This is a genomic window from Kitasatospora nipponensis, from assembly GCF_039528135.1.
Lineage (GTDB): Bacteria > Actinomycetota > Actinomycetes > Streptomycetales > Streptomycetaceae > Kitasatospora > Kitasatospora nipponensis.
In genome coordinates, this window is record NZ_BAAALF010000077.1 from 13,690 (window position 1) to 36,167 (window position 22,478).

The window sequence follows — 22,478 nt, forward strand, 5'->3', positions numbered from 1 at the left end:
CGGCGGCCGCGGGGCCGACGGTAGTGGTGGTGGTCTGGGGCGGCCGCCGGGTGGTGCCGGCGGCCGCGGGGGGCTACTCGTCGTCGGAGACGACGCCGCCGGTCTTGATGTGGCGGGCCGGGTTCGCCCCATCCGCCAGGATCTCCACGACCTCCGCCATCGGCCGGCTCCCCTCGAACTTCGCGTGCCCCGGCGAGACGCCCAGGCGCAGCGAGGTGGTGAGGGTTCCGTCGGGGCGGGTGAGGGCGTCGAGTGCGCCGGGGCCGGGGGCTGCGAAGACGGCGCAGTCGGAGAGCACCGCGAAGCAGTACAGGCCGGTGTCGTCCGCCATGCGGCGCAGTTTGCGGTGGAGGTTGACGGTGGCGGTGTCGATGACCAGGGCGCGCATCAGCGGGTCCCAGGTCGGGCGCTCCAGGGCCGGCCAGCGCTGGCCGGGCTTCCAGCCCTTGCGGGGCTTCTCCCGCAGTTTGCCGATCGTCCCCTTCGCGGTCTGCTTGATCGCGGTCAGGACGGCGAGCTCCGCCGGGTCGCCGGTCTTGATGGCGGCCATGGCGTCCAGGAACGCCAGCGGATCCCGGTCGGCCAGGTCGAGCGGCACACCCAGCGCAGCCATGGTGTCGACGTACGCCTGCCGCAGCCGCTTGTGCCACGGGTCCAGGTACGGGCCGGACTCGTGGCGCAACCAGCCCTCGGTGGGTTGGACCTGGGCGCCGAGCTCCACGGCGTAGGCGACCTTCACCGTCGAGTACCAGGCCGGTCCCGTCGGCGCGGTGCCGTCCGCGGTGAACGGGTTCGGCAACAGGGGGTCCAGCTCGAGGTGGGAGAGGTCGACCAGCCAGGAGCCGGGCAGCTTCTTGTCGAAGGCCGGCTGCATTTCGTGGACCGGCCCGGACAACGGCAGCGTCAACCTGCCGGCGGCGGCGAGGAAAGCCATGTTGACGTCCAAGCCGACCGCGAACGGCGCCGCGGCTTCGGTGTCGGTGAGCGGGCGGTGCCAGTCCCACGCCTCGGTGACCAGCACGTCGCCCGGCGCGCGGCCCTCGGCGAGCGGGTGCATGTCTGGGACCTCCGGGATCGCCGCGTCGAAGGCGTCCTTGTGCCGGGAGCCCTCCACCGGCCCGGACGTCCAACCGGACTCCGTGCGCACCGCCATGGTCGGCGGGCGCAGCGCCGTCACCAGCTCCAGGCCGGAGACGGCGGTGGTACCGCGCGGGGTGATGACCCGCGTCGCGTAGGTGCCCAGCAGGCGGGCCAGGTCCGGAGCGGCCAGACCCTCCGGGACCGCCCAGCCACCCGAGGCCAGCGCGCCCCAGGCCGGGACGCACAGCTGCACGCACACCCGCTTGCCGTCCTCGGGGGTGCGGTAGATCCGCGCCCACGGGCCCAGGCCCCGCTGGGTAAGCAGCCAGCCGGCCTTGCTGAGGGCCTTCACCTGCTTGTGGGACTCGGGCAGACGGCCCAGGCGCGGCACGTACTCGGCCTTCTCGTCACGGCCGAGCGGCGGCAGGCCAAGCTCCGCCAGGGCGGCGTCGGTGACGACGACCAGGGCGTCGCCGTCCTTGCCATGCCGGTGCAGGCGCGGCGAGCCGAACTTCGCCTCCAGCGCCCACTCCACCACCGCGGCGAGCGTGCGCCCGGTCGGCGCGGTCGGCGCCTGGGTGCCATCCGCGAGGTAGGCCACCAACGCCTTGCCGTCCGCGGCGACATCGAGCACCGCCAGCGGACCCGAAGGGAAGCGAGCGGCAGCCGCCACCTCCCAGTCCGCGGCCCCGGCCGACGCGGCGGCGGGCTTCTTCGCCGGAGCCTTGCGCGCCCGCGAGGACGCGGCCGGACGCGACGACGACGCCCGGCCCGACACGGCCGAAGCCGGACCGGCCGCCGGGGCGGACTGACGCGGCGCAGCGGCCGGTGCCGCCGTAGCGACAGGAACGATCTGCGCGGGCTGCTGAACGGCCGGGCCAACGGCCTCCGGCCCGGCCGCAGCGGCGGGGCGGCAGAAGCCTCCCAAGTGCATCGGGTAGTTCTGCGCCCGGTAGACGGAGGGCTGGCCGCACTGCACGCACGGCAGCGGCGGGCCCATCAGCAACGAGCCGTCCGGGTTCTGGTCCAGCATTGCCACCGGGGCCGGCTGCTCGGCCACCGCAGCGACGGCGAACGTCTCCGGCACCGGGTCGGGCTGCGGGACGGGCTGCGGGACGGCGACCGGCGCGGGCTGCCGAACCGGGGCGGCCTGCGCCGTGGTCTCCTGGGCGGGCCGCACCAGGCCTGCGGCCTGTGCCCGGCGCAGCCAATCGATGGGCTCCACGGTGCCGTGCTGCAGGGCCAGCGTCGCCAGGAACCGGATGTACACCTCGCGCTTCGGCGGGCGCGGGTCCGTCGTCCCGGCCTCCCACCGCACGATCGTCTCCCGGCGCGTCTTCAGCGCCTTCGCCAGGTCCTCCTGCGTGTACTCGCCGAGCTTGCGCAACCGCTCCCGCTCGGCCGGCACCGGCAGGTCCTCCACCGGGCGCGGCCGCGCCAACAACGCGTCGATCGACGCGAACAGATCGTCAGTCACGTTCCACCTCCACCACACACCCTAGCGTGAAAGTAACCTTTGGATCGCACATTTCAGCGCACATTCACCGGATTGAGGCTCCGCGGAACCGCTCATTGACGAGGGGGTCTGGTCATCACGCGGACGGGGGTAGCCGCACCACGCGGACCCCTTTAAGAGCAGTAGTCAGAGCAGTGACGCGAGCCCTCCTGGACACCCGGAGGGCTTCTACAGGTGGCTTCGCACGCGACGCGCGAGGCCCCGCCCACTTGTTGCGCCGCGAAAGGGAGTTTGTCAGGCCGCCGTGGCCTGCTCGCGCTCGACGAGGAGGTGCGGATTTCGGCCCGGTCCGAAGAAGCACCACGCCGACCGGAAGACACCCTCACACCCGGACCCACGCGCGGCTACGCCCCGCCACCCAGCATGAACCCAACCCACCGAGCCGGCGCCGGAGCACCAACCGGAGCGAACGCCCGGCCACCCGCCGGCCGAGCGCAGCGGCCCCCGGCCGGCGGCGAGCAGGACGACCTCCCCCGCCATCAGCGGACACAACATGGCCCCGCCCAGCACCAGGGCCAGTAACCGGACCTGACAGCCCGCCACGGGGGCCAAGCGGGACACGAACGGCCCGAGACGGAGCACCGGAGCCAACCGAGCCGGCCAGGGAGCCAGGGATAGCAGGCGGCCTGCCCGGTGGTCCGCAGCCGCAACGGCGGGCTCTACGCTCACCGCTGCAGAAGGTCTCTGCTATGTCACACCCTGTCAGCGCAAGTGGCGGTCGACCACCACTCGCGCGCGCTCCCGAGTCTCTCCGTACCCACGCTTAAGGGCACCACACCGATCGAAAAGCGCCATGACACCCGAACCCACGCACGGCAACACCCCAGCCCCCCAGCCCTTCCTCGAATTGCACGCCGGCGGCCTGCACCTCGTCATCGAGCGACTCCCCGGCCGCCTCCTCACCCTCCTGGGCACCCCCTCGCCAGCACCATCGCCAGCACCGCCTGGTTCACCACCCGGTAACCACGCCGGCGGCACGAGGTCCGCACCTCACCCGACGGCAACCACCACCCCACCGGTTCGTGCTGAAGGTCCACAGTAAATGTGATCTGGCATGTGACAACTGGTACGCACACCGCCCCGTACTGTCAGCCCGGCGCCGGCACAGCAGCCGGCCATCGCCGTAGCAGCGCAGGAGGGCCAGAGGCCAGACCTGGACAGTGTCCTGAGCCCGGCAGACGCTCAGTCAGCCGCCCGCCGCTTCGACGTGCGGAGCCGTAGCACCCAGCGAAGGACGGCAACCTCGGCAAGCGCGACGAGGACGACCAGGACGTTGAAGGCCGGGTCGCTCAGCGTCCCTCCAACACCGGTCGCGACCAGTGGAAGGGCCGCCGGCGCAGACGCCACCGCAAAAACGACAGCAGGCACCTCGCCGGAGCCACCAAGCGGGTCGGACCAGGGCTGCACCGTCGTCCAGACCCCGAACACAACGAGCAGCACGGCATACCCGAGAAACAAAGTGCGGCCAGCGGTGGGGCGTCTGGGGCGAGCGGTCATGGCGAGATGCTGTCAGGGCCCGACACGCAGGCGCACAGCGGGTCCTGACCCAGCCCCTGCCACGCCCCACACAGCAAACACGACAGCGGTGCGAAAGCTGCCGGCGCCACCGCAACCAGCACCGCGAACCCCGAACACCCGCTCCACCAACCAACCTTCTGACACGAACTCAGAACACCATCAACACCCAGCAAGAACCAATTCCATAAAAGCACCCCGCAGGAATTGAGACCCAAACACCAATCGGAAACGCCCCACAGTCGGAAACGCCCCACGGTCCGAACAACCGCACGACAACCCTCCGACCCACTACACACAGTTACCAAGCAGCCACCAACGCGCGCCAACAGGTCCACCCAAAGGTCCAGACAACACGAGACCCGAGGCCATTCCACGCCACCAGATAACAACAGGTCACATCTGCGAGCCTCTCCCTCGGTGCTCGCACGCGCGGCCCGCCGCCGGGCACCCGCCGCCAGACACAGCTTCCGGGTCGCCCGTCCAGCCGGGGCCCCGTCGATACGCTGAGCCATCAATGTTTCTCTCTAAGTGAGGAGTGGGCATGCCGTACTCACCGCTGCTGGTCAAGCCGATGAAGGAGGAGCTGACCGAGATCGGCTTCACCGACCTGCTGACCGGCGACGCCGTGGACAGCGCCATGGAGAAGGCCAAGTCCGGGGTCACCCTGGTGGCCATCAACTCCGTTAAGGGAGTTGCGGCCGGCATGGCCCGGCCCGGCGTCCGCATCGCCCTGGAGAACACCTCCCACCGCCCCGACCAACTGCTCACGGTCTTCGCCGACCAGGACCTGGAGGCAACGGACCGGATGCGCTCCTACTTCGCGGACATCCCGCCCTCCGACCCCTCCTTCGCCCTCTTCAAGGACGGCGAACTCGTCTACTTCATCCCCCGCCACCGCATCGAAGGCCGCGACGCCAACGCCGTCGCCAGCGACCTCCAAGCCGCCCTCGACGAATTCGGCCAGTAGGAACCCCAACCCCCACCCCGCACACCCCCGGCCCAGGGAACCCGAAGGGGGCACCCTGGGCCGGAAGGAGAATCGGCCCCACCAATATGAGAGGGTCACCCCCACCGGCCCGACCTGGTCACACCCTGCGGGCCTTCGCCGGGTAGAGCCGTGCGTGCAACACGCGCTCCTCCCACCACGGATCGGCCTTGCCGAAGGGTTTGACGCCAGTTTCTCCGCCGCAGCCCGGCGCAAGTCGCCAGGTCGCCGGGTCATCAAGCGACCTGAGCAGCCGACAGGAGTGGCCGACCCGGGCCGACCGCTCTCCCCCGCTCGGCTGGGCTCGTTGTCAGAGCGCCGTGACATGCTCGGGCACCCGATCAACCACCCCCAGCGAGCGGGCCGCAGCCCAGCTGCTGCACCTGCGCACCGCCACCATCCCCGTCCTGGTCCTCGCCGCGGCCGCCGCGCTGATCGCCCCGCAGTTGGAAGACCCGGACCCGGCCACCCGCGAAACCGCCGGCGCCGTCCACGCCCGCCTGCTCGCCGCCATCGAGGACGCCGCACCCGACCGATAGCAAGCACTCGGCCCCGCCGGCCTTCGAGCGCACCGAGCACGCCGCCGACCGTCAGACTCCGAACCTCTCCACGGCTATCGCGGTAAAGGTGTCGGCGCGCCCTAGGAGCTTGCCCATAGGGCCTGACCTGTGGGATAGACGATCCGGCTGGGGTGCTGCCGCAACCCTCGGCGCAACCATGGACCCCACAGTTGGGGCAACGGTTCAGACAACCGTTGAGCCCCCCATGAAAGCAACCCCGCCGGACGGCCCGGGTCGGCGCCCCGGCGGTGCGAAGGGGACGGGCGGGGGCGGTGCAACCGAGGCGGCGGGCGGGTGGGGTGATCAGCGCTGATCACCCCACCCGCCCGCCGCTGTCCCGCGCGGAGCCCGCTCAGTACCGGGTCGGTACTGGCTCGGGCCCGGCGTGGTCCTGCTCGGGATGCCCGCTCAGTGCGGGGACGTACAGAAGGTGCCCTGGAGGTCGACGTCGCCGACCGGGCCGCCGGTCGCACACACCATGCTGAGGTACCCGGTGGTGGCGATCGCTGGGGTGGAGAGCTGGAACGAGCCCTGCTGGACCCGGACCGCCGAAGCCACCGTCTCCCAGGGGGCGCCCCAGCTGCGCTCGATCCTGACGTCGACCCGCAGCACGGTGAGCTGGTCCTCCGTGGGCGCGTAGATCCGGGCCGACCCGGCGACGCCGCCGCTGACGACCTGGTGCCAGGCACAGGGTCGGTTCAGCGCCGGCACGCAGCCAGGGTCCACGGCGGCCTGCGCCGGCGCGGTCACCACCCCGAGCAACGCCGCCGTCGCCACCATCAAGCCTGCGATACGAGAAATCATGGCACTGTTCTCCTTTGAATCAGAGCCGGACTGTCGGTCTGTGGCGACTCTTTCATTAGAGTGACGGTATAGTCACTGTGGGTTGCATCACGTTTGAGCGGTACATGCCACGGGGAGATCCGACCACCCTCCGGAGCCACCCGCTCCGCTCCACGCCAGCGGCAGTGACTGTGGAGGTGACAGTGACGCCACCGTGCTGAGCATGACGGCACCGCGGATCGACGGGCACCCGACGCGGGTCCCCGTCCGCAGCCGACACGTGTGACGCTTCCGAACCTCCGGCGGCCCGGACCTAACAGTCCGCCGCATGTCGACCCGAGATCGCGAAACCGCCCCCGGCCAACCCACGGGCCCCGCAAGGGCCGCCACGGTCGACGACGTCCGCGCCCTCACCTGCAAGCGCCTAAACGCCTGGTGGACTGTGCTGTTGGTGGATCCGGTGGCGGTACGGCTGGTCCACTGGACGGACCGGCACACCCGGATCACGTCCGACCAGGTCACCTGGGTGTCCACACTGGCGGGGCTGGGCGCGGCCGGCCGCTTCGCCCGAGGCGACCGCGGCTCGCTGCTCGCCGGCGCCCGCCTCTACCACCTCAGCTTCGTACTCGACTGCGTGGACGGGATTGGCCCGCCTCCAAGGCAGCGACACGCTCTTCGGCAACTGGCTCGACTTTGCCCTGGACCGGGCCCGCGTGGCCTACTGCACCGTCGCGCCGATGGTCGGCGGGCCGGTGCACCGGCATGACGACCTCTCCACTGCCCTGGCTTCCGCTGCCCTCCCCGACCCTGGGACGGCGCCCAACAGCACCGAACGGTGGGCAGCCTGCGAGACAGCCCGGATCCACGTTCGACCGCCCGTCACACCCGGGTCTGCAGGATCCGGCCCGGCCAGAACGACCCGTCCGACCGCAGCTCCTCGAACTCCAGGGTCGCGGTGAAGCCCAACTTCTCATACTCCTGCACGATGCGGCCGTCTTCGCCGGCCCAGCAGTGTGTCCGGAGCAGCCGCGCACCGCGGCGGGTAGCCTGAGCCCGGGCATCGGCGACCAGGGCCGCCATGGTGAACTGCCGGAACCTTACTCTGGTCACCAGGAAGTGCAGGTAGAGCTCGGGTTCCTCGACGGTAGGAGCGAATTCCGGGGCTTCGTCGGTCAGCACGGAGCCGCCCGTGATGCGGGTCAGCATGTCACGACAGATCCGCGTCTGTCCGTCCCGGATATGGCGCCGTGCCTGCTTGACGATCGGCGGGGGTTCCTCCCATTCCAGTGTTTCGAGCAGGTCGACGCGCTGCACCGGGACCAACCAAGAGCTGTGGTCATGGAACATCGCCAGGAAATCCAGGACGTCGCCGGGGTCGCCCTCCGCGACGTCCATGTCGCTCCACTCTGTCCACTCGCCCCGCTCGATCATGGCACCCTCCCCCGACTGCTGTACCAGCTGAGAGCTCTGTCCTACCTCAAAAATTGAGGAAGGGCTAACGAGTCCAGGCCGGTGATGCGAGCTCCTCGGCAGGAACGGGGCCATCGGCGAGGTGATCAACCAGCAGGCTCGGCCCAGGGGGAGACGTTGACGTTGGTGTCCGGCGTTCCGCGGAGCGTCTCGGCCATGCGACCCCTTCCACGTCGAGGCCGGGCACCCGCATTGCGCCAAGCAGGGAGTCGGACGAGCTGGCCTGTGCCGATAGGCATGGGGATCGCCGTGTCCAGCTGTCGTGGGGATCAAGCAACAGGGCGGAGACAGTGGCGGATTACCTCCCGCCCAACCTCCGCCGGACATCCGAGGGCACGGCGGCGGCCAGCGGTTCACCCTGGTGGCGAGACTGCGATGCGTGGAGGGGGCCAGGGCGCCTGCGGCGGTTCGTCATCCGGAGGGCCTGGCCGCTATCGCCAGGGGCTGGCCCTGGCTCCCGCGCAGCCGGCGCTCCAGGTAAAGCTCCACAAAGACCGCGACCTTGGCGCGCAGCGCCCAGGGGTCGAAGGGTTTGACGATGAAGTCGACCGCGCCCACCGAGTAGCCGCGCATCGAGTAGTCGGCATCGGCGCCGATCGCGGTGAGGAAGATGATCGGTATGTTGCGGGTCTTGGCGCGGCGCTTGATGTGGGTGGCGGTCTCGTAGCCGTCCATGCCGGGCATCTGGACGTCCAGGATGATGACCGCGAAGTCCTCGTGTTGGAGGAGTTCCTTGAGGGCGTCCTTGCCGGAGGCGACCGCGACGAGTTCCTGGTCGGGTACCTGCAGGACGCTCTTGAGGGCGAGCAGGTTGGCGGGCTGGTCGTCCACCAGCAGGACTTTCGGGCGGATCCCGGGTGGCAGGAGGTGGCGGACACTCTCGACCGCGGTGAACAACTGCTCGCCCGGGTCCAGGCCGCGCTGGACCTCGACCAGGGCCAGCTGTCGCTCCAGCAGCTCGCAGCGCTCCTCGGCCAGCTCGACCCGGCTCTGTACCTCCGTCAGCTGGGCCCGCAGCCGGGTGACCTCGGCGGCCAGCCGGTTGCGCTCGGCCAGGATCGTCTCCTCGTCCGCGTCGCCCGGGTCGAGGGGCTGAAGACTCAGGCGCACCTCCAGGTCCGCGATCCGCTCGTTGCGATCGACCAGGGCGTCGTCCAGTATCTCCTTGCGGGCGGAGGAACGGCGGGCCTCCCGATCGGCGTCGGCCAGCTGCAGCTGGAGCTGGGCGACCGCCTTCGACATCGAGACGGAGGTGCGCTGCGCAGCGCTGTGCAGCCGGCGCAGCACGTCCATCGCCTCCGGGGTGAGCGCCACGCAGCGCTCCTCCGCGACGTCGGTGAGCAGGGTTTGGACGAAGCTCCACTGCGGGACGCGGCTGCCGGCGAGGTAGCGCGAGAGGGTGCCCGGGCTGAGGAAGCGGCGCGTCGCGTAGCGCCGTACCGACAACCCCAGGGCCTCGAACTGCTGGCGCAGGGCCTCGGCTAACGCCCGGCACTCGCTGTTCAGACCGTCGTCCAGAGGCTGAAGCCCCGCCATCCGTGCCCCCCTGGGCCTGCCGTAGTCCGTCACCATGTCACTGCTTCCTCCTCTGCCGTGCTGCCGGGCGCAAGGCGCTGTGCGGCTCAACGCCCGGCAGCTGGTCTCATGACGACGTGTCGGTGCCTCCACTGGTCTCGGCTCCGACCAGGCGGTCGAAGAACGGCACCGCGAGCCCGAACGCACCGCCTCCGTACAGGACGCACTGCGCCGCGGGGGTGCGGGCCAGGAGGGACAGCACCCCCGCGCCTATCCCGGTCAGCAGGGCGAGTACCAGCACCAGGGCCGACCTGACCGACAGCAACGGACGCCGCACCTTCAACCTCCCCAACCACGGCGGCTGATCATCGGCCGCCGCCCGAATCCCGGCGCCAGTCGGCCGAGTTGACTGCCAGCATGGAGCAGCCCCCAGGTGTTGCGCCTCCCGCATCACTGTTGCGGGGCCACTCGGCAACACACCGGCAACACCCTGCGCCAGCGGGACTGAGGGATCCCGGAATCATGGCACTGCGCAAGGCTGAGCCGTCGGTGTCGTTCACCGGCCATCACCACCAGGTGGCCGGTGGCCTCCGTTTGGGTGGCCGGTGAGGGGCCGTCGTCATCAGCTGCCCTGCCGGTTAGCCGGATCGGTCACCTGAAGCTTGAGTGTCGTGGTCGCCGCCGGGGGCGCCGAGGCCGCGGGCGGAGGGCGCGCTCCAGCCGGTCGGGCGCTTGAGGGCCAGGTACTGCACGGCGGGCATCGCGCGCTCGACGCACAGCCGGTCGAGGTGCGCGCAGCGGAGGACATCCAGGGCCTGGCCGACGGAGCGGTGGGTGCGGGCGCGCTGGCGGGGTCGGCCAGGACCACTGCGGCCGGGGCATCCCGGTGCGCGGCGGCGATGTGCCCGGCCTGCCCCCACAGACCGTCCGGCAGCGGCGCGGTCCAACCGATCGGCCGGCCCCAGTAGAGCAGCTGATGCACGTCCTCGGCCCGCGGGTCGTCCCAGGAGGCAAGCAGCCAGTCCTCACCAACCGTCAGGTCCAGGTCGTCGAGGCAGTCCGGCTCGCCGAACCGCACCGTCGGGATCGTGCACGCCGCGCGGCGCAGCGCCTCGAACTCCTCCGCCCGCTGCTCGACCGTGGTGGCAGGGGCGTGCACGGCGACGGCGGTGCGGATTTCGGCCCGGGCCGTAGTGCGGGTGTGCCGGGGCCGGGCGCGGGGGCGGCATTTGCAGCTCGGGCCTCTTGGGGCTTCGGCGCGGCCACGGTCGCGGGCCCATTTACGGCCCGGGCCGCAGGGGCCAGGACCGTGGGGGAGACGCGAGCCAGGACGTCCGGGCGCATCAGGTCCTCCTCGGCCCGGCGGAGAGTCGCTCACATGGACATGGTCGGCGGCCCGTACAGTCCTGGGACCAGGCTCGGGTTCCAGGGCACGAAGCAGGCGTAGGCGAGCAGGGCGATGCCCAGAACGAGGCTGAACGCCTTGCCGTGGCGCCAGGTCTTCTCCAGGAACACGGCCACGCCCAGGCCGGCCATCCAGGCGAGGTTCATCACGCCAACCACGATCAGGACGACCATCAGGCCCCAGCAGCAGCCAACGCAGTAGCCGCCGTGATAGAAACCGACGCGCAGGTCACGCAGCCGCCCGGTGTAGCCGCCGAAGTGCATGAGGAATCCGACCGGGGAGCGACAGTGGCTCAGGCAGCGGTCCTTGAGCGGGGTGACCTGGTACAGGCCGGCCCCCGCCAGCAAGAGGGCACCGATCCAGGGCGCGACGCTCGGGGACCGGGCGGCGAGTTCGCCGCCCGCCCAGGCCGCGCCGTACGCGGCCAGCCCGAAGACCTCCCACGCGCACAGGTAGCCGAGGACCAGGCCGGTGCTGCGCCCTGCGCGCGTCCAACCCGTCGCGTGGGCGCGCAGTGTCCGCAGATACAACGAGACGACGGGCGTGACGGACGGGAGCATCATCGCGGCCATCATCAGCCCCCACAGGGCCAGGAAACCCCACAGGTCGCGCCCCATCGTGCCTGGCCCCGGCGCCATGTCGGAGGTGCTGCGGACCGTCAGAACCCAGGCCAGCGCTGCCGTGGCCAGTAGCGCGCCCCAACTCACCGGGACGACGGCCCGTCGAGCAAGCGGTGTCGACATTCAGGCCGCCCAAGAGAACGGCGCCGAGAAGGCGTTCTTCCCTTCGTTTCCGAACTCAAGGCCGAAGGCGCTCACCCGCGACCTCGTCGCGGTTCCGGCTGCGAGGGTGTCCGCAGGGAATCCGACCCCGCTGACCCTGACGCCCTTCCCGGTTGCGTCGAGCGGGGAGACGAAGTCCTCGACCTCGAGATCGATCGCGTCGCCGATCGTCACGCGGTGGCTCCGACCGTCGTCGGCGTAGTCGATCCGGGCGACCTCCAGCCCGAGCATCTCGCCGACCAGCGGTCCGAGGGCTTCCATCGGGCCGCCCAGCTGACCGGAGAAGACCGCCCCAAGCGCTTCGGCCTGCTCCGGCGAGGCGGCCTCGTCCATGATCACGCCCAGCCGCCAGTTGCCTTCGCTCATGAGCGGCGGGGTATCGGCCACCACGGCGACCGTCAGGCCACTCACGTCGACAGCGTCGACCTGACCGGAGTCGACGTGGAAGGCCAGGACCACCTGACAGCGGTCGTAGTCCGCCGGAGCCGAGAGGCCGGAGGTGGAGCAGGGACACACCATCTCGCAATTGCAGTTCTCGAAATACGTCCCTTCGATACGCCATGCCATCGGAAGCTCCCTTCCTGAGGCTGAGGCACACGTCTGCTTCTCCATCCTCCGCCCTCGACGAACACCGGGCAATGCGCGGATAACCTGATTGGCAGTGTCATGACAAGAAGTTGGTTTGGGGCCCACTGCCGCTACCAGCAGGATCGCTGCGGAACAGGGCCAGGCGGGGCCTCCGCGAGAGCACCGCCACACCCGTCACACCCCGACGCCGCAGACTCGACCCGGCCGAAACCGACTGATTGGCCAACCTGCGGCGCGGCACTCGGTCCGGCCGCGGGCAAGGCCGACCGCGTGGTGCAGGGCGCAGACGCCGTCATCGCCGCTCCGGCGCAGCCACACCAGGCCGCACACCAGCGGGGAGCCAAGGAACGGCCGGCCCCAGGCCCGGTCAGCAGGTACAGGGCGGCCGCTGTACATGGACACTCTTCCAGCCGCTCTGGCTCGGCGGCGGGGTCCTCGGGGCAGGCCGCCGGCCCGGGTGGGCCCGGACAGCGGGGTACGGGTGGCGGTGCGGGCCGTCGGTCTGCTCACCTCGCACATGAGCCAGCGCCGGGAGAGCAACCTGGAGGTCTACCGGCAGGACGGTGGACGCTCAGGTGCTCTCCAACCCCGGGCTCGCACCCTCGCAGATCGACAGCGCGATCACCGCCGCCCTGACCGAGCGCAGGCCCGTCTACCTGGAGGTGACGGACGACCTCTGGAACGCCCCGTGCGCCGCGCCGCAGGGCGAACTCCGCCGTCAGGAAAGGCCGTTCACCAAGAGGAACGAGGACATGCTCACCAAGGCGGTGCAGGCCTCGGTGGAACTGGTCGAGCGGCTCGGCACGCCGGTGCTGTGGGCGGGCGAGGAGATCGAACGCAACCGGCTGGAGCAGGAGCTGGTCTCGCTGGTGCAGCTGACCGGTATCCCGTTCTGCACCACCGTCGGCGCGAAGTCCGTGGTCTCCGAGAACCCCCCGGGCTTCATGGGCGTCTACAACGACAAGGCCAGCCTGCCGGAGGTGCGCAAGGCCTTCAAGGCCGCCGGATGCCGGATCGGCCTCGGCACCTGGTCGACGTCGAAAAACCTCAACGGCGAGAAGTCGATCGGCGACGACTGGATCGTGGCCGCGCCACCTCGGCCCCACCGGCAAGGCCCGCCACGCCCGCAGGAAGGGGGTGCCTGCGGCACCCCCTTCCTGCTCTGCTCGCACGCCTGCCCTGCTCCGACGAGGGACTGTCGGCGCTGGGGCGGTGGGTGCAGGTGGCGGCGAGGGACGGCCAGGCGTGCGTCCGGCGAGGATGCGGGTGGCCAGTTCGCGGACCTGGGTGGCCCGGGCGGCGGGCCTGCTTCGGGGCCCGGCGCGGGTGGCGATGCCGGTGCCGTCAGCGGGAGCGCTGCGGTAGGCCACCCGTTGCGGCGGACGCCGACCCGACGCGGGCCGAGGAGGGGCGGGGGTCTGAGGCGCGCGGAGCCGTTCGGGCGGCGTTCGATCCCCCGGTGGTCGTGGTCGCGTTGCTGCCTCTTCGGTGAAGAGCGTGAGGTTCGGTCGTTCAGCTCTTGGGCAGCGTTATCCCCATCTCGCGCATCGCGTCGGAGGCGGGGCCTCCTTCGGAGCGTTCGGTCTTGTAGCCCTTGACACGGGGTGCCAAGGTGCGGGGGTCCACGGCCTCGGAGGGGGCGGCCGAGGCGTAGAGGCCGTCTGGTTCCTGATCGCGATCGTGCGGGAGCAGGAAGAAGACCCGGCGCAGGAAGGTGCCGGAGGCGCGGGAGGACTTGGCGCCGGTTCCGAGGACGGCGTAGCCGACCATGCGACCAGCGCGGTGGTAGGCGGGGCGGCCGGCGCGGGTGGGTAGCCGGTCGAGGGTCTGGCGGACGTATTCGAGTAGGTCGGTGTCCTCCAGCCAGATGAGGTCGTCCTCGTGGGCGAGCTGGTCGGGTTCGATGAGAGCGCTCACAGGGACTCCCCGGTGTTGAGGTCGACGATCAGCCCGATGCCCGGGTAGTACTTGCGCTGGTTGGAGGTGACCATCTGCTTGGGTGAGGCCAGGCCGAGGACGTCGCGGATGCGGGAGGCGAAGGCGCGCGCGGAGACGGGTCCGGTGCCTTCGAACTGGCACCACTGCTTGTAGGCGGCGTAGAGGCCGGCTTGTTCGGCGCGCATCGAGGGGTCCAGCTTGCAGGCTTCGGCGATGAAGCGGGACATGTGGTCCTCGGTTTCGGCGTAGGCCGTGGTGGCGAGCTGGACCCGCTCGGGGCCGGTGAGGTCCTTGTCGCCGGCCAGGTAGCGGCGGGCGCCTTCGACCAGCCAGGCCAGGATGCCGGGGCCCTCCTCGGTGACGAGGACGTCGGCGAGGTTGTCGACCTTGCGGTCGTCGGGGACGGTGCGCTCGAAGGGGATCAGGCGCATGCGGCGCCAGAAGGCGTAGCCGCCGGTGCCGACTTCGGGGCGGTGGTTGCCGAGGAGCCACAGTTTGTGCGTGGGGTCGAAGCTGAAGAAGTCCTGGCGCATGCGTCGGGCCTTGATGCGGTCGCCGCCGGTGAGGAGTTTGACGCGGGCTTCGTCGAAGCGGTCGCCGGCTTTCAGCTCGGAGCAGACGATGACGCGCCGGCCGTGGAGTTCGGCGAGGTCGGTGGGGTGGGTGTCGAAGGCCTTCGCCATGAGGAAGCCGGGCGGGGCGGCATCGGCGTAGTCGCCCAGGAGTTTGATCATGACGTCGAGGAGGACCGACTTGCCGTTCTTTCCCTGACCGTAGAGGAAGGGCATGACCTGGGCGCCGACGTCCCCGGTGATCGAGTAGCCGAGCAGCAGGTGCAGGAAGCCGACCATCGCCCGGCCCTCGGGGTCGGTGCCGAAGGTGTCGTCCAGGAATCGGTGCCAGCGCGGGGTGGGGATCGGCTGCGGGGCGAGGAGCGAGGAGCGGGAGTGGCGGTGCTTGGCCGGGTCCGGCGGTGACAGCTGGCCGGTGCGCAGGTCGACGACACCGCCGGGGGTGCACAGGGCGTAGGGGTCGGCGTCCAGCAGGGCGGCGTTCAGGGCCATGCCGGGGGCAGCCTTGGCCTGCAGGAGAAGGGCGTTCATGCCCGCGGTCGACAGTGCGCGGCGGCGGTGACGGCGCAGTTCGGTGGTGGTGTGGAAGCCGTGGGGGTCGGTGGTGGCGATGGCTTCGGCCATTTCGCCGGCGGCCCACACCACGGTGTCGTCTTCGTCGATCTGCCAGCGGTGGCCGGCCCAGCGGTACCAGCCGATGCCGGGTACGTAGCGGTAGTCGCGGCCGTAGAGCGCCACGAACAGCTTGGCGTTGCCGCGATCGGTGAGGGTGTCGGGCAGCAGGCCGCGGTTGGTCGCCGGGTGGGTGGGCTGGGCCGGCAGTGGCATGGGCAGGATCGGCTGTTCGAGGATCTGCCGGGCGGCGGCGACCGGATCGAAGTCGGGCACGGTCATCGCCGGCCTCCCAGGTGCAAGGGGCGGCGCGAGCCGGCGCTCATGCCTGCCCGGATGATCTGTTCGCAGCGGCGGACCTGACCCGGGCGGGCCGCCAGGGCGGTCTCCAGCAACAACTGCTCGGTGCCGGCCGTGTCCAGGTAGCCGGCGGCGGCGAGCCCGCCAGCGGTGAAGCTGGCCCGGTTGAGCTTGTCGCTGAAGGCGGCGCCTTCGGGCAGGAGCCTGCAGTCGGCGACTTCGGCGAGCACGGTCGCCAGTACCCGCGCGGCCTGGCCGGCTCCTCCCCCGGCGGCGATGACCGCCTCCCTCGCGCGGGCCGGCACGCCCGGTGCCGGCTGGGGAGGCTGCGTCGTGGGGAGGTGGCCGGTGCGGGCCAGCTCGGCCCCGAGCCAGCCCGGGAGCGGTGCAGGGGTGCGGCATGCCCCGACTGGGAGGTAGGGGCCGCTGTCGGTGACGGTGCCGGGCGCGACGATATAGCCTCCGCCGGCTCGCACGTCGACCTGCCAGGCCAGCGCCCGGCCGTTGCTGGACCCGGCGGAGGACAGCCAGCTCTGACCGTCCGACAGGTACCAGATGTGCAGACCACCGGAGGGGGTCCTCACCCTGAGAGTGCTCTCGTCCAGCGCGGGATCCGGTGCACCTCGTAGGGCGGCCAGCAGGGCGAGGGTGTGGAAGCCGTTGCTCAGCCCGTCCAGGACCACGCCCTCGCCGATGGCGATCCCCGGCAGCAGCCGGTCGCGGGACGGTACCGGCTTGGCGTGGGCGTCGATGTCGATCACGACCAGGCCAGCCAGACCGCACGCCACCCCGACACCGTGGCCACGCCCTCGCGCCCACCAGGATTCGATCAGCGCGGGCTCCAGCGTGGCGGCATGGAAGCCGTGGCACCAGCGGCCGGCGGTCTTGCAGTCGCAGTCCGCAGGGTCATGGCGATCCTGCTGGCAGCGAGGGCAGTTTCCTGCCGGGGTCTTGCGGCCGGCGGCCAGGGGGTGGACCGGCCAGCCGGATCGCGCGCACCAGCGCGCTACCTCCACTGTCTCGGGCAATAGCGATGGGGAGGTGGCAGCACGACTCTGCACCACGCGCACCCCTCCCATTTCCAGCCGGCGGGCAGGCCGCCGTTCCCCACGGTCGCTTCCGACCTGAGTCAAGCTGTTCAGTCGCTGCCATCATCACCGCAGGTCAGAAGCCTGCTGGGCAGAAACAGCGACCGAAGCGACCCAAGGTCAGATACAAGCGGGGGACAGCCTAGCCCAAGACCTCGACCTGCCCTGGGAACCTGAGCCAGCCCGTACGGCCAACCAGCCCAGCCGGGGGCAGTTGCGCTGTCGGCGCGCGGCAGCGACCGAAGAAAAACACCAGGTCAGTGCCCGTTTTCCTCCGTCAGAGCGACCGAAGCGACCCAAGGATGAATACGACACGCCGCAGCGGAGGAGGAAGCGACCCAACTTCACGGCAGCGACCCGGAGGCCTTCAGTCGCTACACCTCCGCCTCACACAAAAGGGCAGGTCAAACGGCATATCCCCGACCCAGTAGCGACCGAAGCGACCGTAGATCGGTATCTATCACGCACACACGCGCACGCGGGAATGTCTTCATAATCCCAAAACTCAGTCGCTTCGGTCGCTATCTGGCGAACACATAGCCTCTGACCTGCACTTTTCATCAAGCAGGCAGACAGCGACTGAACGAACCTTGGTCGCTGCCCCCACCGGGAGGCCCAGCCCAGCCTGGATCGATAGGCCACAACGCTGGACCGGACGCCCTTCCGAAGGCCAGCTCGAGGTCCTTCGGGATCTGGGCGGCCACTGTGTCGGGGCACGTGCGGCGGTGCAGGACGGGCTCGAGAGCGTACGGCTCGCCGGTAGCCGGCCGACGGATCCCCCAGCGGTGCTGATCACCTGTGGGAGCTTGCCAGGCCGGGCAGCTGGCAAAGATCATCAATCTGCCGCAGGACGAGCGCGTGGAAGCGTTCCGGCTACTCGTCGCGCTGCTTGGCCTGCCCTCGCAGCGTGTTGTGCTTGTCCTTGGGTCGCTTGGGTCGCTTCGATGCATCCTGCCTGCTGGCGGGCGATGCTCGATCAGTCCATGGCTCGCATCGCGGGCCGATGGATAGGCATGGACAAGCGGTGCCAGTCCGTGAGGTCGCAGGCCGGACATCAACGACTCCACCTGATCCGGTGCCAGTTGGTGGCAGCCGTCGCTGCAGATCGCGGGCGGGTGAGGTGCTTCTCGCTGGTCAGCCAGAGCGACCACTTATCCCCATGCCCAGGCGCCCAGGCTCAGGGGTACTCGTTTTTCATCCGGTACTCCTGGGGGTCGCTGGCTGGTGGGCGCCCAGACGCTCGATGGCAACGCGTGCGTTCGCGGCCTGGCGGTGGGCCTCGGCGGCGAGAGCATCCCGGCCGGCCTCGGTCAGGCGGTGGTAGCGCCGCAGCCGGCCGGACCGGTGCTCCTCGCGGTGAGGCTCGACCAGGCCTTCCTCGACCAGCCGGGCCAGCACTCCGTACAACGTGCCGACCTTCAACCCGACGCTCTCCTGCGAGAGTTCATCGACCTTCGCGAGGATCCCGTATCCGTGCAAGGGCGCCGGGACCAGGGCCGTGAGCACGAGGAAAGCCTGATCCGTCATCACGCTGTCGGGCATGAAGCGAATATATCGACAGGCATGATGTGAGGCGGGAAGATGGACGGGACGTGAGGCGTCGTGGGACCAGCCGTCGTGCGGCAGCACACTCGCCCGCGCAGGCCCCTGGGTGCCAACGCGCCCGCACCACGCGCATGTGCGGGAACTCGTGCACTGCCCGCACGACGACCCCGCTGCCCGGCCACGACACGTGCTCTCGGATGGCGTCCCGCTGTGTGGTGTAGCTGATCACGGGTGAGGTGTGCGCGGGCTCGCCCCCGGGGCGCACACCCACGAAGGCCCTGCACTCCCTGAGCATGGGTAGGCCACCGTGCAACTCTCCGAAGTGAACGGCCAGTTCAACGAGGGAGACGCACGGTGGCTCTGTCCCAGTCTGACCTACTACGTCTGCTGGAGTCGGCCTCGATCAGCTCCTGAAGCATCCGCTCGGCCACACCGCGTACGAGTTCGAGCCCGTCTACCGAACGTAGTGCCCGACCGCAGTTTGGGGATGGCCAGGTCCAGGTGTGACCGCCGAGGTGGACGACAGGTGTCAGAGCAGCCAGCCGAGAATCAGGAGGAGATTGCCGAGCAGATTGAGGATCATCTGATTATCCTTTCACTCGTAAGGCGATGACAGCCGGCCCGACCGGAACGATTCCGGCCGGAGGGGCGGCGACAGTCTGCAGCCCGCGCAAGCCCCGACCGGCTAGCTTCCCTCGGCAAATCAAATATCACTCGTTCGTGTACAAGTTCACACGAACGAGTGATATGTCGAACTTTCATCCGAATCACGCCGACTCGGAGCACACCTCAGCCATTCCCTACCCGTGAGGGTAGATATTGACCTCGTTGTGGATGTCGCCGACGTTGAAGTTGATCAGACTGTCGCAGGCGAGGAGGCACAGCCCGTTCGGAGGCGATGGGGGTGCCGGTGCTGCCGCCATCACCACCGTCGTCTCGGAGTTCGAAGCGCTGCAGTTGTCGTTGCCGTTGTAGGCGGCGGTGATCGTGTGCGTGCCAACTGTGGATAGGTGGGCCGTGTAGGAGGCTGCCCCGGCGGCGGTGACGGGCACGGTGTCCAGCACGTCACCGCTGTCGAAGAACGTCATGCCGAGTCCACCGCTGGGATCACCCGTACAGGCCACCATCGCGGTCAGGCTCACTGGTTGCCCGATTGTTGCGGCCGAGGGCGAGGCCTGGACTGTGGTCGTCGACGGCTCCGCTGCTGCCGCCGGTGAGGCAATGGCCACAACCGCGCTCACGGCAGCGGCCATGACCAGATTCCAGGCCGCCCGGTCGTTCCAACGTGTCACTGTTCCGACTCCTTGATTGATCAGGTATATGAACTGATGGCACGGTAGGGCGCGGGTGTTGATATTCCCAGACATGATGATTTCGAGTGGGCCTATATGGCCGACGGGGTTCCTTCGGACGAGTGCCCTCTCGGCGTTGCCACAGAAGCAGGACCAGAGGACGTGCCGCCGGCCGCCGGTGCCAATGCCAGCCCCGAGATGGCGGGCTGCTGGGCCAGAGTGATCTAACCGTCCGCGCCACGCTCGAAGTTCACGCGCGGGCGCAGCGACCTCCCGTCCCGCACGCCATGCCCGGAGAGCACTCTGACCGGCCCCGAAGCGGGGTCAGAAGATGGCGCGCCACCACGCCCAGCGGCACAGCAGCATCCGGCGCGAAACGGGATACCGCCAGCAAAAGCGTGGCCGCTCAGTGAATTTGGACAGCAGCCGGGTCCTAACCGTCCCTCGATCGAGTGGAAGCAAGAATGGTCCGCCAGGCGGCAGTCGTCCGCCTCATGCTCCTGAGCAGGATGTGCTGAGGCTTGGAGAAAGGCTCGGACGATGCCGATCCCAGCCTCCTTGCCATCCGAAGCACTTTGAACAGGGAGAGGCGATGAACACCACGACCAGGAGGATCGCTGCTGTGCTGCTGGCCGCTGGGACCACGCTGTGTGCCAGCGGGCCAGCTGTTGCGAACGTGCCGCTGCACAACACGGTGGGCACCGCTACCGGCCTCGCGGGGCAGGTCACCGCGCCGGTCGCCGGACTCCTCAACGGGCTGCAGGTCGGTCAGTTGCTCGCGAGACTCTGACCGAGCCCGGCGCCGAGTACCCGGCCGTAAGTTCACCCCTGCTGGCCGAGCCAGCGGGGTTCCTGCGCCGGTCATGGAAGTCCGGCTGCCGCCGGACCCGGGCCTTGGCGGCCTGCCATGCCCACGTGTTCCTGCTGCTGGCGCCCGCGCCCTGCCTCTGCTGGTGCTGCGACAGGGCAGCCGGTGCCAGCAGCCCATCCGCGCTCCCCCGCAGGAGGACCTTCGCGATGGCCGACGGGCAGCACACGCACGTGCCGTGGCAGCACCCTCTCCCGGCGCAGCGCGTCGGCCGGGTCCTCGCCGTTCTCGTCCTCGACCACGCCGCTGGGCAGCGAGTGCTGGAGGCCGGCTTCCCGCTGGCGGCGGATCAGACACACCCAGCCGTCGTGGATCAGCACCGCACACCCGCACCCTCACCGGCCCGGCCACCGTGCCGGTGGTCACCGCCGGGCCCAGGCCGGGCAGGCGGGCTCGTGCCAGGTCGTCCGGACGACCAGACCGCCCTGTGTCAGGTGCTCGCTCGACCAGGTCCGGCAGCACCCGGCGCTGCCCGGCATCACCGGGGCCGGCGGCCATCCGGCGCGGACCGGAGCAGCGGGAGCGGACACGGCGGGCGCGGCCGGGCGGCGACGGCGGCGCCTGGTGATGGGTGTCGTCATGTCGCAGGCTCTGCCCACCCCGCTGTCCCGCCGAACCCCACCGCCACCCGTACGGAGCAGCCCCGGCCGTTCTAACCAGTTGCTGACCTGCGACGACGGCCGAAACTCACCGGGTCCGAGGTGAACTCACCAGCGGCCCGGGGCGAAACTCACCGGCCCTGGGGCGAAACTCCCCAGTACAGGTCAGCGGGGGTGCCGAAACTCCCCACCGCAGGTCAGCGGCCTGTGCCGGGGGTGAGGCCGGGTCAGGACCGGCGCCACCAGGAACCGGTTCGCTTCGCCTCGGCGGCCGCGGCCGCGGCTTCGGCAGCGGCAGCGGCCCGCTCGCGCTCGGCGGCCTCCCGCGCCTTCCGGTCGGCGTCGGCCTGGCGGCAGCCGACGCACAGTCAACGCTTCCAGAGCAGCAGACATCTCGTTCATGCCGCCACGACCCGGGCCCTGGCGTCTCAGCGGGGTGCACTGTGCCAGCGCCAGTCCGCCGTCAACCGCTCACGTCCGGGCAGGTCACCGCGACCGGTGGCCCAGAGCAAGGTCTCCCAGGGGTCGGTGTCCGCCGGAGCGTCGGGGAAGAGGCGGTGCAGCGCCCGGGCGGAGAGGCCGGCCGGGGCGGTCCAGTCCAGGCCGAGCCCGCAGGACAGGTCGTAACCGTGGACGAAGAGCTCGACCAGGCCCATGGCCGCCGAACCCTCGGGGTCCGTCGTCCCCATGGGGTGGAAGGCACGTACCTCCGGTGCCGACGTCCGCACCATCGCGATGTGGAGCGCCCCGCAGGACTCCACCACCTGCACCAGGCCCTCGACCCCGGACTCGCGCTCACTGGAGATCACGCTCGCAGGCCTGCCCGGTGCGGACCGATGCTCGACGAACGACAGGAAGGTCTCGACGGGCGGTGACTGCTGGGCAAGCTGCGTGCCGTAAAAGAAGAAGCAGTCAGCAAGGTGTTCGGCGGTCTCCCAGCAGTCCATGTCCAGCGTCCCGGCCGGACGGCTCCAGTCCGCAGAGAGGGCAGCCGGTTGGCGCAGCAGTGCGACCACCAGCCGCAGGCCTTCGGCAAGGTCGTCCGCCGTGACCGGCCGGATGGGCGGGAGCAGATCAGTCGAGGTCATGGGCGGGCGCCACCTTCGTTACGTCGTCGAGCAGCAAAACATCCGCACCCTAGTGATCATCTCAGACGACCGCAACGAAGTTGATCTCCCCGCACAAACCGCCAGCCCACCGGCACCACACCCTCGGGGCCGGCACCAGGCCGCCGGCGATGTCGTCGCGGAGCAGCCACGGATCGCCGGGCCTCGCGGGTATGCCGAACGACGACGCGCAGCACGGTGTCGTCCTCGCTGTCCGGTTCGACCAGGAGCATGCCGGCGGCGTGGAGTTCGTGGACGCCGTTGCGAACCGGAGCAGGAGCAGGTCCGGCCGCGCCGACCAGGCCGAAGAGCACCGGCCATCGGCAGCGACCAATTTGGTCGCTGCCCCCAGCTGG

At 70.2% G+C, this 22,478-nt stretch carries 20 protein-coding genes; 5 read left to right on the forward strand and 15 right to left on the reverse strand.

Annotated features, from left to right (window positions below):
* Nucleotides 1–73 precede the first annotated feature (73 nt).
* Both tap and ABD323_RS21265 read right to left on the reverse strand, forming a co-directional pair.
* Complete coding sequence (gene tap / locus ABD323_RS21260; RefSeq protein WP_344443406.1) at nucleotides 74–2,557, reverse strand: telomere-associated protein Tap; 2,484 nt, start codon at nucleotides 2,555–2,557, stop codon at nucleotides 74–76.
* Nucleotides 2,558–3,778: 1,221 nt separating this feature from the next.
* Nucleotides 3,779–4,093 carry a hypothetical protein gene (locus ABD323_RS21265; RefSeq protein WP_344443407.1) on the reverse strand — a complete coding sequence of 105 codons (315 nt, stop codon included), beginning with the start codon at nucleotides 4,091–4,093 and terminating at the stop codon, nucleotides 3,779–3,781.
* A 562-nt stretch (nucleotides 4,094–4,655) separates the two neighbouring features.
* On the opposite strand from ABD323_RS21265, the gene ABD323_RS21270 reads away from it, so the two are divergent.
* Together ABD323_RS21270 and ABD323_RS21275 are read left to right on the forward strand one after the other, a co-directional pair.
* Nucleotides 4,656–5,081 (forward strand): BrxA/BrxB family bacilliredoxin, encoded by a 426-nt coding sequence (locus ABD323_RS21270; RefSeq protein WP_344443408.1) that lies wholly within the window; start codon nucleotides 4,656–4,658, stop codon nucleotides 5,079–5,081.
* A gap of 338 nt (nucleotides 5,082–5,419) precedes the next feature.
* Nucleotides 5,420–5,638, forward strand: coding sequence for a hypothetical protein (locus ABD323_RS21275; protein ID WP_344443409.1), 219 nt, complete (start codon nucleotides 5,420–5,422; stop codon nucleotides 5,636–5,638).
* Between the two features lie 429 nt (nucleotides 5,639–6,067).
* Here ABD323_RS21275 and ABD323_RS21280 read toward each other — a convergent pair whose 3' ends face one another.
* The 7 genes from ABD323_RS21280 to ABD323_RS21310 form a co-directional block, all read right to left on the reverse strand.
* Complete coding sequence (locus ABD323_RS21280) at nucleotides 6,068–6,463, reverse strand: hypothetical protein (RefSeq protein WP_344443411.1); 396 nt, start codon at nucleotides 6,461–6,463, stop codon at nucleotides 6,068–6,070.
* A gap of 858 nt (nucleotides 6,464–7,321) precedes the next feature.
* Entirely contained in the window at nucleotides 7,322–7,873 is a 552-nt protein-coding gene (locus ABD323_RS21285; RefSeq protein WP_344443412.1) for a GNAT family N-acetyltransferase, read from the reverse strand.
* Between the two features lie 450 nt (nucleotides 7,874–8,323).
* On the reverse strand, nucleotides 8,324–9,448 hold the full coding sequence (locus ABD323_RS21290) for a response regulator (RefSeq protein ID WP_344443413.1): 1,125 nt from the start codon (nucleotides 9,446–9,448) through the stop codon (nucleotides 8,324–8,326).
* Nucleotides 9,449–9,554: 106 nt separating this feature from the next.
* Entirely contained in the window at nucleotides 9,555–9,764 is a 210-nt protein-coding gene (locus ABD323_RS21295) for a hypothetical protein (protein ID WP_344443414.1), read from the reverse strand.
* A gap of 285 nt (nucleotides 9,765–10,049) precedes the next feature.
* Nucleotides 10,050–10,586, reverse strand: coding sequence for a hypothetical protein (locus tag ABD323_RS21300; protein ID WP_344443415.1), 537 nt, complete (start codon nucleotides 10,584–10,586; stop codon nucleotides 10,050–10,052).
* A 215-nt stretch (nucleotides 10,587–10,801) separates the two neighbouring features.
* Nucleotides 10,802–11,575, reverse strand: coding sequence for a DUF2182 domain-containing protein (locus tag ABD323_RS21305; protein ID WP_344443416.1), 774 nt, complete (start codon nucleotides 11,573–11,575; stop codon nucleotides 10,802–10,804).
* A complete protein-coding gene (locus tag ABD323_RS21310; RefSeq protein ID WP_344443417.1) occupies nucleotides 11,576–12,181 on the reverse strand; it encodes a DUF1326 domain-containing protein in 606 nt (201 codons plus the stop codon). It abuts the gene before it with no gap.
* A gap of 773 nt (nucleotides 12,182–12,954) precedes the next feature.
* Between ABD323_RS21310 and ABD323_RS21315 the strand changes: the two genes are divergently transcribed.
* The gene (locus ABD323_RS21315; protein WP_344443426.1) at nucleotides 12,955–13,800 is read left to right on the forward strand and encodes a hypothetical protein; all 846 of its coding nucleotides are present in this window, start codon (nucleotides 12,955–12,957) and stop codon (nucleotides 13,798–13,800) included.
* Here ABD323_RS21315 and ABD323_RS21320 read toward each other — a convergent pair.
* From ABD323_RS21320 to ABD323_RS21340, 5 genes are all read right to left on the reverse strand, one after another.
* Nucleotides 13,715–14,119 (reverse strand): DUF6009 family protein, encoded by a 405-nt coding sequence (locus ABD323_RS21320; RefSeq protein ID WP_344443418.1) that lies wholly within the window; start codon nucleotides 14,117–14,119, stop codon nucleotides 13,715–13,717. The genes ABD323_RS21315 and ABD323_RS21320 overlap by 86 nt on opposite strands.
* Nucleotides 14,116–15,606, reverse strand: a complete 1,491-nt coding sequence (locus tag ABD323_RS21325; protein WP_344443419.1) for a DNA primase family protein — start codon at nucleotides 15,604–15,606, stop codon at nucleotides 14,116–14,118. The genes ABD323_RS21320 and ABD323_RS21325 overlap by 4 nt, the downstream gene beginning before the upstream one ends.
* Nucleotides 15,603–16,703 (reverse strand): bifunctional DNA primase/polymerase, encoded by a 1,101-nt coding sequence (locus ABD323_RS21330; protein ID WP_344443427.1) that lies wholly within the window; start codon nucleotides 16,701–16,703, stop codon nucleotides 15,603–15,605. The genes ABD323_RS21325 and ABD323_RS21330 overlap by 4 nt, the downstream gene beginning before the upstream one ends.
* Before the next feature lie 1,203 nt (nucleotides 16,704–17,906).
* Nucleotides 17,907–18,254 (reverse strand): PadR family transcriptional regulator, encoded by a 348-nt coding sequence (locus ABD323_RS21335; RefSeq protein ID WP_344443420.1) that lies wholly within the window; start codon nucleotides 18,252–18,254, stop codon nucleotides 17,907–17,909.
* Nucleotides 18,255–19,057: 803 nt separating this feature from the next.
* Complete coding sequence (locus ABD323_RS21340; protein ID WP_344443421.1) at nucleotides 19,058–19,549, reverse strand: Ig-like domain-containing protein; 492 nt, start codon at nucleotides 19,547–19,549, stop codon at nucleotides 19,058–19,060.
* Nucleotides 19,550–20,141: 592 nt separating this feature from the next.
* Between ABD323_RS21340 and ABD323_RS21345 the strand changes: the two genes are divergently transcribed.
* The gene (locus ABD323_RS21345; RefSeq protein WP_344443423.1) at nucleotides 20,142–20,339 is read left to right on the forward strand and encodes a hypothetical protein; all 198 of its coding nucleotides are present in this window, start codon (nucleotides 20,142–20,144) and stop codon (nucleotides 20,337–20,339) included.
* Between the two features lie 1,105 nt (nucleotides 20,340–21,444).
* Here the strand turns inward: ABD323_RS21345 and ABD323_RS21350 are convergent.
* Complete coding sequence (locus ABD323_RS21350) at nucleotides 21,445–22,104, reverse strand: hypothetical protein (protein ID WP_344443424.1); 660 nt, start codon at nucleotides 22,102–22,104, stop codon at nucleotides 21,445–21,447.
* Between the two features lie 191 nt (nucleotides 22,105–22,295).
* Here ABD323_RS21350 and ABD323_RS21355 point away from each other — a divergent pair.
* Nucleotides 22,296–22,478: hypothetical protein (locus ABD323_RS21355; RefSeq protein WP_344443425.1), on the forward strand; the 183-nt coding region annotated here is incomplete at its 3' end.

Coding starts and splice junctions, on each gene's coding strand:
- ABD323_RS21265 (WP_344443407.1), bottom strand. CDS start 4,093: ATGACCGCTCGCCCCAGACGCCCCACCGCTGGCCGCACTTTGTTTCTC.
- ABD323_RS21270 (WP_344443408.1), top strand. CDS start 4,656: ATGCCGTACTCACCGCTGCTGGTCAAGCCGATGAAGGAGGAGCTGACC.
- ABD323_RS21280 (WP_344443411.1), bottom strand. CDS start 6,463: ATGATTTCTCGTATCGCAGGCTTGATGGTGGCGACGGCGGCGTTGCTC.
- ABD323_RS21285 (WP_344443412.1), bottom strand. CDS start 7,873: ATGATCGAGCGGGGCGAGTGGACAGAGTGGAGCGACATGGACGTCGCG.
- ABD323_RS21290 (WP_344443413.1), bottom strand. CDS start 9,448: ATGGCGGGGCTTCAGCCTCTGGACGACGGTCTGAACAGCGAGTGCCGG.
- ABD323_RS21305 (WP_344443416.1), bottom strand. CDS start 11,575: ATGTCGACACCGCTTGCTCGACGGGCCGTCGTCCCGGTGAGTTGGGGC.
- ABD323_RS21310 (WP_344443417.1), bottom strand. CDS start 12,181: ATGGCATGGCGTATCGAAGGGACGTATTTCGAGAACTGCAATTGCGAG.
- ABD323_RS21315 (WP_344443426.1), top strand. CDS start 12,955: ATGCTCACCAAGGCGGTGCAGGCCTCGGTGGAACTGGTCGAGCGGCTC.
- ABD323_RS21325 (WP_344443419.1), bottom strand. CDS start 15,606: ATGACCGTGCCCGACTTCGATCCGGTCGCCGCCGCCCGGCAGATCCTC.
- ABD323_RS21330 (WP_344443427.1), bottom strand. CDS start 16,703: ATGGGAGGGGTGCGCGTGGTGCAGAGTCGTGCTGCCACCTCCCCATCG.
- ABD323_RS21335 (WP_344443420.1), bottom strand. CDS start 18,254: ATGCCCGACAGCGTGATGACGGATCAGGCTTTCCTCGTGCTCACGGCC.
- ABD323_RS21345 (WP_344443423.1), top strand. CDS start 20,142: ATGAACACCACGACCAGGAGGATCGCTGCTGTGCTGCTGGCCGCTGGG.
- ABD323_RS21350 (WP_344443424.1), bottom strand. CDS start 22,104: ATGACCTCGACTGATCTGCTCCCGCCCATCCGGCCGGTCACGGCGGAC.